This window comes from Microbacterium xylanilyticum, from assembly GCF_054654695.1.
Window position 1 is genome coordinate 3,011,028 of the sequence record NZ_BAAIEN010000002.1, and the last position, 12,244, is coordinate 3,023,271.

Consider the following 12,244-nt stretch of genomic DNA (forward strand, 5'->3'; position numbering starts at 1 on the left):
GGGTACGGCGGAGCCTCCGCGCCTGGCGCCGGTGTCAGGGTTTGGGTGATTCTACCGGGTCCGCAGGGGGACCTGGCGCAGTGCGGTCAGCGACCGGTGCCGGCGGCGACGACGGCCTCGACCTCGCCGTCCAGGCCGTAGGCGGCGTGCACGACGCGCGCGGCCTCGGCGAGCTCGTCGCCGCGGACGACCACGGAGATGCGGATCTCGGAGGTCGAGATCATCTCCAGGTTCACGCCCGCGGTCGACAGCGCCTCGAAGAGGATGGCGGAGACGCCCGAGTGCGTGCGCATGCCGGCGCCGACGACCGAGAGCTTTCCGATCTGGTCGTCGTGCAGGAGGCTCTCGAAGCCCACGTCCGACTGCTCGGCGGCGAGCGCCTTGAGCGCCGCAGAGGCGTCGGACTTCGGCAGCGTGAACGAGATGTCGGTGCGTCCGGTCGACGCCGCCGACACGTTCTGCACGATCATGTCGACGTTGGCTCCGGACTTCGCGACGATCTTGAAGATCTCCGCGGCCTTGCCCGGCACGTCGGGCACGCCGGCGACGGTGACCTTGGCCTGGCTGAGGTCGGTGGCGACACCGGCGACGATCGGCTCTTCCATGGCTTCTCCCTCGGATTCGCGGGGGTTCTTCATGCCCTCGCCCAGAACGTAGGTGCCCTCGTTCGACGTGAAGGTCGAGCGGGCGTGGATCAGGACGCCGTGCCGGCGGGCGTACTCGACGGCGCGGATGTACAGCACCTTGGCGCCGTTGGCGGCGAGCTCGAGCATCTCCTCGCTGGACACGTGCGAGAGCTTGTGCGCGAGCGGCACCACGCGCGGATCCGCGGTGAAGATCCCGTCGACGTCGCTGTAGATCTCGCACACGTCCGCGTCGAGCGCGGCGGCGAGTGCGACCGCGGTCGTGTCGGATCCGCCCCGGCCGAGCGTCGTGATGTCCTGCGTGTCCTCGTTGATGCCCTGGAACCCGGCGACGATGACGATCGCGCCCTCGTCGAGCGCCTCGCGCAGACGCGTCGGGGCGACCTCGACGATACGGGCGGAGCCGTGCCGGCTGTCGGTGCGCATGCCGGCCTGCGGGCCGGTGAAGGAGCGCGCGTCGAAGCCCATGGAGTGGATCGCCATCGCGAGCAGCGCCATCGAGATGCGCTCACCGCTGGACAGCAGCATGTCGAGCTCGCGCGGCGCCGGGATGGGCGCGACCTGTGCAGCGAGGTCGAGCAGCTCATCGGTGGTGTCGCCCATGGCGCTCACGGCCACGACGACGTCGTGACCGGCGCGGCGGGTGTCGACGATGCGCTTCGCGACGCGCTTGATGCTCTCTGCGTCGGCGACGGACGAGCCGCCGTACTTCTGCACGATGAGTGCCACGGGATCACTCCTGGGGGATGCCGGGCGCCGGAAGCGGCGCACCATCGCACATTCTACGAGCGCCGTCCATGCCCGATCCGGTATGTGACGGCTCCGCGGCCGTCGGCACGGGTCAGAGCAGGCCGCGTCTGCGGGCCTCCGAGACCGCGCCCGTGCGGCTGTCCGCGCCGAGCTTGTCGAGCAGGTGCACGATGTGCGTCTTCACGGTGGCCTCGGCGACGAAGAGGCGGACGGCGATCTCCCGGTTGCTGAGGCCCTCGGCGACCAGGGCAAGCACCTCCTGCTCCCGCGCGGTGAGCTCCACCCGGGGTGCGCGCAGCGCGGCGACGAGCCGCTCGTCGCCGCCGGGCGTGTGCACGCTCGCGCCGCCGGCGGCATCCACGATCGCCCGGGAGATGACCTCGACGCCCACCTCCTTGAGGAGGTATCCGGCCGCGCCCGCCTCCACGGCGCGCACGATCTGCGCGTCGTGGTCGAAGGTGGTGAGGATCAGCACGGCCGGCGGGTTCGGCAGCGCACGCAGGGCGGCGGTGGTGGCCACCCCGTCCATGCCTTCGCCGAGGCGCAGGTCGCAGAGCACCACGTCGGGACGCAGCTCTCGCGCCGCCTCGACGGCCTCCTCCCCGGTGCCCACCTCGGCGAGGACCGCGAACCCTCGCGCCTCGACGACGGCGCGGATCCCCGCCCGCACGATCGGATGGTCGTCGACGATGATCAGCCGCACGCTCATGTCCGCTCCCCTCGATCGCTGGGCCCGGCGCTCATGCCGCTCCCTCCCGCCCGACGGACGGCACCGCGACGGCGACGCGCGGCAGCGCCGCCTCGATCGTCGTGCCCTCGCCGGGGGCCGAGCGCACGGTCAGCTCTCCCCCGGCCTCGCGCAACCGCGAGCGCATGGCGGCGAGTCCGTACGAGGCATCGGACGGCCGCACCGCCGGGTCGAACCCCACGCCGTCGTCGTCGATACGCAGCCGCACACTGGTGGCGTCGGCGCCCAGCTCGACGGCGACCCGCCCTGCCGCAGCGTGCTGGCGCACATTGGCGAGCGCCGACTGTGCCACGCGGAGCAGCGCCACCTCCGTGGGCGTGGTGAGGGCGGGCAGCTCCGGATCCACGTCGAGCTGGACTTCGATCCCGATGTCCGCGTGCAGGGCGTCGAGCATGCGGCCGAGCGCCCCGGCCAGCGCAGACTCGTCGAGATCCGCCGGAGCCAGCGCTGCCACGATCCGGCGCAGCTCGGTCAGGGCATGCTGGGCGAGCTGCTCGATCTGCGCCGTGCGATCGGGGCGCGGGAGGTCGGCGGCGGGATCCGTTCTCGCCAGCATGACGATCGTGCTGAGCTCTTGCGCGATCGTGTCGTGCAGGTCGCGGGCGAGCCGCGTGCGCTCGCGTGTCGCCCCGGCTTCGCGCTGCGTCGCCGCGAGCTCGTCGTGCAGCTGCGCCGCCTCGCGCTGGGCGCGCAGCAGGGAGTCGATGAGCCGCTCGCGTTCGACGGCGTCCCGGAGCATGGCGTCGTAGCCCAGCGACACCGCGAACGCGAAACCGCCGCCGACGATCGGCCCGATGAGGTGCGCGACGCCGGTGCCGGGCTGCACTCCTCCCGGATGCAGGAGCGGCGCCGCGATCGCCGCCGCCAGCACGACCACCACGAACAGCGGCGACCACGGCAGCCGCAGCACGTGCCCCGCGAGCAGCAACAACGGGAATGCGAGCCAGACGAACTCGGCGGACAGGGCGAGCATTCCGATCCAGATCGCCAACAGGCCGAGCATCCACCACGCGGCGGCGCGCTTGTGCGCGAAGCCCGCACCGGCGCCGTACCAGGCCAGATAGACCGCTGCCGCCAGGAGGACCGGGAGCAGTTCCCCTTCGATCCCTGCGCGCGTGGTCGTGACGACGACGAGCACCACGGTGATGAGATGCAGGGCGAAGCGCGCGCCGCGCAGCATCCTCCTGCGGGCGGAGGCCGGCGCGCTGCTCATGGTCCGATTCTCCCGCGTCGCCGCCGCGACTGCCGTACCGTCAGGATCGATCGTTCGATGGATCCGCCAAGACCCGGGCCGGAGCAGGCTGGGATCATGACATCCTCGACCGACCTCATCGCCCCCTCCTCCCCCGCACAGCGCCGCGCGCTGTCCCAGCTCTTCATCGCGACGGTCACCTGGATCGCCCTGGGACTCGCGGCAGGGCTGTTCTATCGCGAGTTCACGAAGGCGCAGGGATTCCCCAACGGCTTCAGCGGGCAGCTCGCGCTGGTGCACACGCACCTGCTCGCGCTCGGCGCCCTGGTCACGCTCATCGTGCTCGCGCTGGAGAAGCTGTTCACGCTGTCCGCGAGCCGCCTGTTCCGCTGGTTCTTCTGGATCTACAACGCCGGCGTGCTGCTGACCGCGACGATGATGACCTGGCACGGGATCCTCGACGTGCAGAAGGTCGAGGCGTCCAAGGCGATCGCCGGCATCGCCGGCGCGGGACACATCCTCGTCGGGGCCGGTTTCGTGCTGCTGCTGATCACTCTGTGGAAGGGGATCCGCCGGGCGTCCTGACCGCCGGCCACTCGGCCGGGCCGGTCCCGTGCGGCGTCGCTGGAACGCCCTACCGTTCCGGTGACGCCGGCGGCACGGGCTCGGCCGTCAGCTCCACCGCGGCCTCGTCGACCGCCGCCCGGGGACGGAGTCGGCCGCCGGTTCCCGCGAACCAGCACCCGATGATCACGAGCGGGAACCCGATCAGCAGACCGACCGTGAGGGGCTCGGCGAGCACGATCGCGCCGAGGATGATCGCGATCACCGGGTTGACGTAGGTGAACAGGGGCGCGCGGACCGGCCCGACCTCCTTGATGAGGGCGAAGAAGGCGAGGAATGCGATCGCCGTGCACACGACGCCCAGCGCGACCAGCGCCGCGATCGACGGGACGGTCGGCACAGTGTGCTGCGTGAGCACCGCGATGGGCAGGTACAGGATCCCGATGAAGAGCATGGCGAGGGTGATCGTGCCCATCGACGGCACATGGCCGAGCTTGCGGGCCACGATGAACGGCGCCGTCGCGTAGAGCACTGCCACGAGCAGCACCTCCCCGGCCGCGAGGAGGTCCACCTTGCCGCCGGTGAGGCTGGGGCCGGCCACCACTACGCCGACGCCGACGAAGCCGATGAGGAGCCCGATCAGCCGGGCCGGGCGCAGCACGCTGCGGTCGCCGCCGCCGAGCGCGATGAGCGCGGCGAAGAGCGGAACGGTGGCGACGAGCAGCCCGGTCAGCCCGGACGGCAGCGACTGCTCGGCGTGACCGAGCAGGAAGAAGGGACCCGCCATCTCGACCAGGCCGAACGCCAGCACCCAGGGCCAGTGCTTCCACGCCGCCTTGAGCGCGCCGCTGCGGAGCGCGAACGGGAGCAGCAGCACGGCGGCGATGAGGGTCCGCCCCGCCACCATCGCGGCGGGCGAGAACGACTCCACCACCACGCTGATCAGGAGGTAGGGCACGCCCCAGAGCAGGCACATCGCCGCGAAGAGCAGCCAGCCGCGGCGGCTGAAGCCGGTGCCGCTCACAGGACGCGCCGGCCCTCGAACGCACGACCGAGCGTCACTTCGTCGGCGTATTCCAGGTCTCCGCCCACCGGCAGGCCGGAGGCGAGCCGCGAGACGGTGATCTGCATGCTGGTCAGCAGACGGCTGAGGTAGCTCGCCGTCGCCTCGCCCTCGAGGTTCGGGTTCGTGGCGAGGATGACCTCCTGCACGGTGCCGTCCGCGAGGCGCGTCATCAGCTGGGCGATGCGCAGGTCGTCGGGACCGACGCCCGCGATCGGGCTGATCGCGCCGCCGAGGACGTGGTAGAGGCCGCGGAACTCCCGGGTGCGCTCGATCGCGGCGACGTCCTTCGCGTCCTCCACGACGCAGATGAGCGCGGCGTTGCGGCGGGGGTCGCGGCAGATCGCGCAGCGCTCCTGCTCGGCGACGTTGCCGCAGATCTCGCAGAACCGCACGCGCTCGCGCACCTCCGTGAGCAGCTCGGCGAGCCGCTTCACGTCGAAGGAGGGCGTCTGCAGGATGTGGAACGCGATGCGCTGCGCGGACTTCGGCCCGATGCCCGGCAGACGGCCGAACTCGTCGATCAGCTCCTGGACGATGCCGTCGTACATCTAAGGGGTTCCTTCACCGGTCATGTCGTCACTGGAATCGGGTCTGCGGCTCGTAGGGCTCCTCGCGCAGGAAGGTGGCGCCGAGCACCTGTCGCACCACGGCCTCGCCGTAGCGCTGCACACCGGGCGGGCCGGAGCGCGGGGCACGATCGGCGGCCGGTGCGGGCCGCGGGGCCGGATCCGGTCGCGGGGACCGGTCAGGCGCAGCGGAGGCGCCCGGAACCGGTGCCGATTCCGTTCCGGACCGCCCGGGCCCGCTCGGCACCGCGGCCATCGCGGGCTCCGGGACGGGGCGGTAGGCGTCGCGCTCGTCGTCGGGGGGCGGCGCGTCGGCGTCGTCGGGGAACGGCGGCTCGTCGTCCAGGACGTCGCCGTCGTGGCCGGGCTCGTACCAGCCGGAGGCCGGCATCGCCTCCACGTCCGCGGGCTCCTCGTCGACCGGGAACTGGCCGATCCGCGTGCTCGTCGCTGGTGCGGGAGGCTCAGGTGCCCGTGCGGGCTCGGGCGCGGGTTCGGGGTCGCCCTGCGGGATCGCCGCCACGGCCCACTCGGTGACAGGCGCGGCCGCGGTGCGCGCAGAAGCGGCTGCTGCGGGGGCGGGTGCCGCCGCAGCGCGCCCGCTGGTGGTTCCGGGGGTCGCACGAGCGGCGTCCGCGGGCGTGCCGGTCGCGGATCGGCGCTCCTCGCGCTGGGGACGGCTCTGATCGGTACCGCTCTGGTCGGAGGGGCGCGGGGCCTTCCCGCTCTCGGCTAAGTTCCGCTCGGCGCCGGCCGGATCCGCAGCCGGGAGGGGCGCGGGCAGGTACTTGACCGTGACGGAGAGCTCGCCCTCGATCGCCGTGCGCAGGTGGTCGGAGGGACCGCTGCCCGGCGTCGTGCCCTTGAACCGGGCGACGTCGTTGGGCCCGGGGAAGCCGAGGGTGAGCACGTCCGACGCGGTGTCGTAGGCGAGCGGCTGCACGGCGGTGACGACGAGCCAGGACCCGCGGCTGATCTTCTCCAGTCGCGCGAGCACGGCGGGCCAGGCGGCGCGGATCCGGTCGATGTCGATGGGTCCGGCTGCCGGCGTCGGCTCGGGCGAGGGCTCGGGAGCGGAGGGCGTCGAACCCGCGGTCTCATCGTGGTCGTCGAGCGAGGACGGACGCGCAGCGTCCGACCGAGACGAAACGGGGTCTCCGGCGGGCTCCGGCGGGAGGCCGCGTCTCGTCTCCGCTCCGGCTGCGTCGGAGCGCTCCGCGACCGATGCGGGAGCAGACGCGGGTGTCGGCGCCGCCGCGGTGGCAGGCGCTGTGGCGGCAGGAGCCGCGGACGCGGCGGGCGCCGCGGCAGGGACGGCGGAGGCGGTCACGGCGGGAGCCGCCGGGGCGCTCTCGCCACCGGCGAGTGCGGTGAGCACCCGGGCGACGAGCAGCTCGAGGTGCAGTCGCGGCGAGGTGGCGCCCATCATGTCGTCGAGCGCGGCGCTCACCAGGTCCGCGGCGCGGGACAGCCGCGGACCGCCGAACGCGGCGGCCTGCGCCCGCATGCGGGCCAGCTCGTCCTCGGGCACGCCGCGCAGCACGGCCGACGCGGCATCGCCGACCGCGGCGATCACGATGAGGTCGCGCAGCCGCTCGAGCAGGTCGTCCACGAAGCGGCGCGGATCCTGCCCCGTCTGCACCACCCGGTCGACGGCCGGGAACGCGGCCGCGGCATCGCCTGCGGCGAGCGCATCGACGATCTCGTCGAGCAGGGCGGAGTGGGTGTAGCCGAGCAGCGCGACCGCGCGCTCATAGGTCACGGCGATGGTCCCTGAGCTTGTCGAAGGGTCGGATCCCGCGATGAGCTGGTCGAGCAGGGAGAGCGTGTCACGCGGGGACCCGCCGCCGGCGCGCACGACGAGCGGCAGCACGCCCTGGGCGACCGTCACGCCCTCTTCGGCGCAGAGCTTCTCGACGTACTCGAGCATCGCGGCAGGCGGCACCAGCCGGAACGGATAGTGGTGCGTGCGGGAGCGGATGGTCCCGAGCACCTTCTCCGGCTCGGTGGTCGCGAAGATGAACTTGACGTGCGGCGGCGGCTCCTCGACGAGCTTGAGCAGCGCGTTGAAACCCTGCGGCGTCACCATGTGCGCCTCGTCGAGGATGAAGATCTTGAACCGGTCGCGACTGGGCGCGAAGGTGGCCCGCTCGCGCAGGTCGCGGGCGTCGTCGACACCATTGTGACTGGCCGCGTCGATCTCGACCACGTCGAGGGATCCGCCGCCGCTGCGCGACAGCTCGACGCAGCTCGGGCAGACGCCGCACGGGGTGTCGGTCGGCCCCTCGGCGCAGTTCAGGCAGCGCGCGAGGATGCGCGCGGACGTGGTCTTCCCGCAGCCGCGGGGGCCGGAGAACAGGTAGGCGTGGCCCACACGGTCGCTGCGCAGCGCCGTCATGAGCGGATCGGTCACCTGCGACTGCCCGATCATCTCCCCGAAGTTCTCGGGCCGGTAACGGCGGTACAGGGCTGTGCTCACCCGACAAGCCTAGAGCGTGCCCGCGACATTCGGACCGGGAGCCGTGCACCCCGCCGCCGGGACTCCTCGCACCCCTGCCGCGGAGGCGCGGACGGACGTACCCTGGAGACGGAGGTGGAACGATGACGCAGGTGGTGGCAGGCGACCGGATCCGCATCCACGGCCGAGTGGTCGGCGACGGGGAGCGCTCCGGCGTGGTCGTCGAGGTGCGCGGCGAGCTTCTCGTGGTGCGCTACGACGACGGGCACGAAGCGGTGCTCTCCCCCGGCAGCGACTGTGAGATCAGGCACGCCGAGCAGTAGAGCCGAGCAGGAGATCGGATGCGTCGCGTCCCGGGGACGGGGCCGTTCCCGGGACGCGACGGACTACTCCCCCGACTCGCCGACGTATCCGACGATCGGGATCGCCGAGGTCGTCGGCACGGTCGGCGACAGGATCGTGCCGTCCTCGCGGCGCGCCTGGCGGCCGAACTCCGGACGCCCGTGGATGATCGGGCCCTGGTCGGGCAGCGGCACGCTGGCGGGCGCGCCGACGGCCGCCGTCCACGACCGGCCGCGCACCGAGAACGTGACCGGATCTCCGTCGCGGACCTCGACGAGCAGCCGATCCACCGTGAGCGTGATCTGCAGCGCGGATCCGTGCCACTGCAGGGCGTACGACAGCTCCGGCCAGTCCGACGGCAGGCGCGGGTCGAAGCTGAGCTCGCCGTCGTAGTCGCGCATGCCGCCGAAGCCGCACACGAGCGCCGTCCACACCCCTCCTGCCGACGCCACGTGCACGCCGTCCGAGGCGTTGCGGTGCAGGTCGCCCAGGTCGACGAAGATCGCGTGCTCGAAGTACTCGTGCGCGAGATCCTGGTAGCCGACCTCCGCGGCGAGGATCGACTGCACCACCGCCGACAGGGTCGAGTCGCCCGTGGTGAGCGGGTCGTAGTACTCGAAGTCGGCGAGCTTCTCAGCCTCGGTGAAGTGGTTGCCCTGCAGGAACAGGGCGAGCACCACATCAGCCTGCTTCAGCACTTGGAAGCGGTAGATCACGAGCGGGTGGAAGTGCAGCAGCAGGGGGCGCTGCTCGGCCGGCGTGTTCGGCAGGTCCCAGACCTCGCGCTCGAGGAACAGCGAGTCCTGCGGGTGGATCCCCAGAGCCGGGCTGAACGGGATGTGCAGGGCGTCCGCGGCGCGCTCCCAGCGCTCCACCTCGGCGGGTTCGATCCGGAGCCGCTCGACAGCCGCGTCGTAGGCCTCCGGCGCGTCCGCGGCCATCTCCCGCACCACCCGGGCGGCGAAGCGCAGGTTGTACCGCGCCATCACGTTCGTGAACAGGTTGTCGTTGACGACCGTCGTGTACTCGTCGGGGCCGGTGACGCCGTGGATGTGGAAGGTCTCCACGCCGCCCGCCGACCGCCAGAAGCCGAGCGTGGCCCACATCCGCGCCGTCTCCACGGCGATGTCGACGCCCTCGCGGTAGAGGAAGTCGTCGTCGCCGGTGGCGCGCACGTACTTGCCGAGGGCATAGCTGATGTCGGCGTTGATGTGGTACTGCGCGGTGCCCGCAGCGTAATAGGCGCTGGCCTCCTCGCCATTGATGGTGCGCCAGGGGAACAGCGCCCCGCCCTCGTTGAGCTGGCCTGCGCGACGGCGGGCGGCGGGCAGCATGTGCACCCGGCAGCGCAGGGCGTTGCGGGCGAACTGCGGCGACGTGTAGGTGAGGAACGGCAGCACGTACACCTCGGTGTCCCAGAAGTAGTGCCCGCCGTAGCCCGATCCCGACACGCCCTTCGCCGAGACCCCGGCGCCGTCCGCGCGCGCGGATGCCTGCGCGATCTGGAACAGGCACCAGCGAGTGGCCTGCTGCAGGTCGTCGTGGCCGGCGATGCGCACGTCGCTGCGCGCCCAGAACGCGGTCAGCCACTCCGCCTGCTTGGCGAACTGCGCCTCCACGCCCTCCACGGCGGCGCGGTCGAGGGTGCGCCGGCAGCGGTCGATGAGCTCCCGCGCGGGCACGCCGCGCGAGGTGTGATAGCTGACGAGCTTCGTGACACGGGTCGGGACGCCGGCCTTCGCCTGCACGCGGAACACGTTCTTCGCGATGTCGGGCTCCACGAGCTGCCGCGCCGTGTAGTCGTTCTCGGTCTCGACGAGGTGGTCCGCCACGACGCCGATCGTCATGCCCGAGTTTGCCACGCGATACCCGAGCGCCGAGCGCCCGCCGTCCTGCCAGTACTCGGCGGGCTGCAGCACGCGATCCCCGAACCGCTCCGCCTTGCGCGGGTCGAAGCCGGCCTTCTCCCCCGGAGACCCGGCGGCCATCGACGGCACGCCGCCGTACACGTCCTCGCCGTCCTGACGGTTCAGGATCTGGCAGGAGATCGTCACCGGGGCGTCCGCGTTCTCCACGACGACCTCCAGCCGCAGCACTGCGAGGTGACGCTCCACGAAGGACACGATCCGCTCGTCGCGGATCCGGACGCGCTTGCCGGACGGCGTCACCCAGAGCACCTCGCGCTCCAGGATCCCGGTGCGGAAGTCGAGCGAGCGCCGGTATTCGCGCACGTCCGCGTCATCGAAGCTCAGCGGCTCGTCGTCGACGTACACGCGCATGACCTTGGCATCGGGGGCGTTCACGATGGTCTGGCCCACTTCGGCGAAGCCGTACGCCTGCTCCGCGTGGCGGATCTTCCAGGTCTCGTGCAGACCGTTGATGAACGTGCCGTGCTCGAGGGCGCTCCGCCCTTCGATGTGGTTGCCGCGCAGGCCGAGATAGCCGTTGCCGAGTCCGAGCAGCGTCTCCGAGACGCCCTGATTCGCGTGCGGATACTGCGTCTCGATGAGACGCCACGGGTCGACGGGGAAGAGGTCGCGGTCGATCATGCAGTGGTCTCCGTGAAAAGGGGGATGAATTCAGGACAGGAAGCGGGCGAGATCGTCGACCACGACGGTCGCGCCGTTCGCGAGGAGGGATTCGGCGCCGGCACCGCGGTCGACGCCGACGACCGTGCCGTAGCCGGCGGCGGCGGCGGACGCCACGCCGCTGGTGGCGTCCTCGACCGCGACGGCCGCTGCCGGCTCGACGCCGATGCGCTCGGCCGCCACGCGGAACACGTCGGGGGCGGGCTTGGAGGCCAGGTGCTCGCGCTCGGCGACGACGCCGTCGACGACGACCGTGAAGAAGTCACGGATGCCGGCGCTCGTCAGCACCTCCTCCGCGTTCTTCGAGCTGGACACGACGGCGAGGGGCACGCCGGCGGCGCGCAGTTCCTCCAGCAGCGCCAGCGATCCCGGATACGGTGCGATGCCGTCGCGGCGCAGCGCCTCGGAGAAGGCGACGTTCTTGCGGTTGCCGATGCCGCAGATCGTGTCCGCCTCGGGGTCGTCGTCGACGGACCCCCAGGGGATCTCGACGTTGCGGCTGCGCAGCAGGCTCGCGACGCCGTCGTAGCGCTTCTTGCCATCGACGTAGGCGAAGTAGTCGTCGTCGGTGTACTCGGGCCGGATGTCCCACAGCGTGAACACCTCGTCGAACACGGCCTTCCAGGCCCGCATGTGCACCTCGGCCGTCGGCGTCAGCACGCCGTCCAGGTCGAACAGCACAGCTGCCGCGCGGTGCAGGTCGGGAAGGGCGTCGGGGGTGTCGGGCACGGCGAGGCCTCCGGGTGGCTGGAACGGGATCGATCGGATCGGCACGTCGGGGTGCCACCCTGTCCAGAGTAGTGCTCGCGCGTGCGCCCGGGAAGGCGCGCGACGCCCGAATCCGCCCGGTGCTTCGCCGCTGCGAACCGCATGCAGGAGCCCTCCTGCGAAATGCAGGACCGGGCTCGCCGGAAGCCGGTGAAACCGGCGGGTCACCCGCGGAAAATCGGGGCTGCGCCGCGAAGGCCCCGCGCGGAAGCTCCTGCATTCGGCGAGGTCGCTCCTGCACTCGGAGAGCAGACGAGCCCTGACCAGCGCGCGCGGCGGATCTGGGGAAGCTCGGAAAAGCCGGATCAGGCAGATGCCGGGCAAAGAAAAGACCCTCCGCGCACCCGACAGAGCCCGGTTACCCTTGCTGCGTTTCCGCCCTGGGGGAGTTGGCCTGGATGCCGCCACGCGGAGAGCCGAGGACCAGTCTACCCGAGGCCGCGCCGTGCTCGGGACCGGCAGACGTCGGGCACGACGGCCAGGGCCTCGCGGTCACGGGTGGCGGACGCTTCCATCTTGTACTTCTTTTCTATACACGTCTTCTGACTCCCTTCCCGT

General features: G+C 71.8%; 10 protein-coding genes and 1 other RNA gene. 2 read left to right on the forward strand and 9 right to left on the reverse strand.

The window, feature by feature from the left end; all coding sequences use genetic code 11:
* Positions 1-86 precede the first annotated feature (86 nt).
* The 3 genes from ACYQ1L_RS15115 to ACYQ1L_RS15125 form a co-directional block, all read right to left on the reverse strand.
* A complete protein-coding gene (locus ACYQ1L_RS15115) occupies positions 87-1,373 on the reverse strand; it encodes an aspartate kinase (protein ID WP_460004882.1) in 1,287 nt (428 codons plus the stop codon).
* 112 nt (positions 1,374-1,485) lie between these two features.
* Positions 1,486-2,103: a response regulator gene (locus ACYQ1L_RS15120; protein ID WP_460004883.1), complete on the reverse strand. Its 618-nt coding sequence runs from the start codon at positions 2,101-2,103 to the stop codon at positions 1,486-1,488.
* A gap of 31 nt (positions 2,104-2,134) precedes the next feature.
* On the reverse strand, positions 2,135-3,355 hold the full coding sequence (locus ACYQ1L_RS15125) for a sensor histidine kinase (RefSeq protein ID WP_460004884.1): 1,221 nt from the start codon (positions 3,353-3,355) through the stop codon (positions 2,135-2,137).
* A gap of 96 nt (positions 3,356-3,451) precedes the next feature.
* Between ACYQ1L_RS15125 and ACYQ1L_RS15130 the strand changes: the two genes are divergently transcribed.
* Positions 3,452-3,919, forward strand: coding sequence for a DUF2871 domain-containing protein (locus ACYQ1L_RS15130; protein ID WP_460004885.1), 468 nt, complete (start codon positions 3,452-3,454; stop codon positions 3,917-3,919).
* Between the two features lie 49 nt (positions 3,920-3,968).
* Here the strand turns inward: ACYQ1L_RS15130 and ACYQ1L_RS15135 are convergent, their stop codons facing one another.
* The 3 genes from ACYQ1L_RS15135 to ACYQ1L_RS15145 are packed head-to-tail and all read right to left on the reverse strand — an operon-like array spanning position 3,969 to position 8,009.
* Entirely contained in the window at positions 3,969-4,922 is a 954-nt protein-coding gene (locus ACYQ1L_RS15135) for a DMT family transporter (protein ID WP_460004886.1), read from the reverse strand.
* Entirely contained in the window at positions 4,919-5,512 is a 594-nt protein-coding gene (gene recR / locus ACYQ1L_RS15140; RefSeq protein ID WP_045249540.1) for a recombination mediator RecR, read from the reverse strand. Before recR ends, ACYQ1L_RS15135 begins: the two co-directional genes overlap by 4 nt.
* 28 nt (positions 5,513-5,540) lie before the next feature.
* Positions 5,541-8,009 (reverse strand): DNA polymerase III subunit gamma and tau, encoded by a 2,469-nt coding sequence (locus tag ACYQ1L_RS15145; RefSeq protein ID WP_460004887.1) that lies wholly within the window; start codon positions 8,007-8,009, stop codon positions 5,541-5,543.
* 122 nt (positions 8,010-8,131) lie between these two features.
* Here ACYQ1L_RS15145 and ACYQ1L_RS15150 point away from each other — a divergent pair, with 122 nt between their 5' ends.
* Positions 8,132-8,311 carry a DUF1918 domain-containing protein gene (locus ACYQ1L_RS15150; protein WP_460004888.1) on the forward strand — a complete coding sequence of 60 codons (180 nt, stop codon included), beginning with the start codon at positions 8,132-8,134 and terminating at the stop codon, positions 8,309-8,311.
* Between the two features lie 63 nt (positions 8,312-8,374).
* Here the strand turns inward: ACYQ1L_RS15150 and ACYQ1L_RS15155 are convergent, their stop codons facing one another.
* The 3 genes from ACYQ1L_RS15155 to ffs form a co-directional block, all read right to left on the reverse strand.
* Positions 8,375-10,879 carry a glycoside hydrolase family 65 protein gene (locus ACYQ1L_RS15155; protein ID WP_460004889.1) on the reverse strand — a complete coding sequence of 835 codons (2,505 nt, stop codon included), beginning with the start codon at positions 10,877-10,879 and terminating at the stop codon, positions 8,375-8,377.
* A 30-nt stretch (positions 10,880-10,909) separates the two neighbouring features.
* Positions 10,910-11,647 carry a beta-phosphoglucomutase family hydrolase gene (locus ACYQ1L_RS15160; protein WP_460004890.1) on the reverse strand — a complete coding sequence of 246 codons (738 nt, stop codon included), beginning with the start codon at positions 11,645-11,647 and terminating at the stop codon, positions 10,910-10,912.
* 363 nt (positions 11,648-12,010) lie between these two features.
* Positions 12,011-12,107, reverse strand: an RNA gene (gene ffs / locus ACYQ1L_RS15165) — signal recognition particle sRNA small type.
* Between the last annotated feature and the right edge of the window lie 137 nt (positions 12,108-12,244).

Bases quoted from the DNA above. Each gene is read 5' to 3' on its own strand.
- ACYQ1L_RS15130 (WP_460004885.1), top strand. From the start codon at position 3,452: ATGACATCCTCGACCGACCTCATCGCCCCCTCCTCCCCCGCACAGCGC.
- ACYQ1L_RS15120 (WP_460004883.1), bottom strand. From the start codon at position 2,103: ATGAGCGTGCGGCTGATCATCGTCGACGACCATCCGATCGTGCGGGCG.
- ACYQ1L_RS15150 (WP_460004888.1), top strand. From the start codon at position 8,132: ATGACGCAGGTGGTGGCAGGCGACCGGATCCGCATCCACGGCCGAGTG.
- recR (WP_045249540.1), bottom strand. From the start codon at position 5,512: ATGTACGACGGCATCGTCCAGGAGCTGATCGACGAGTTCGGCCGTCTG.
- ACYQ1L_RS15155 (WP_460004889.1), bottom strand. From the start codon at position 10,879: ATGATCGACCGCGACCTCTTCCCCGTCGACCCGTGGCGTCTCATCGAG.
- ACYQ1L_RS15125 (WP_460004884.1), bottom strand. From the start codon at position 3,355: ATGAGCAGCGCGCCGGCCTCCGCCCGCAGGAGGATGCTGCGCGGCGCG.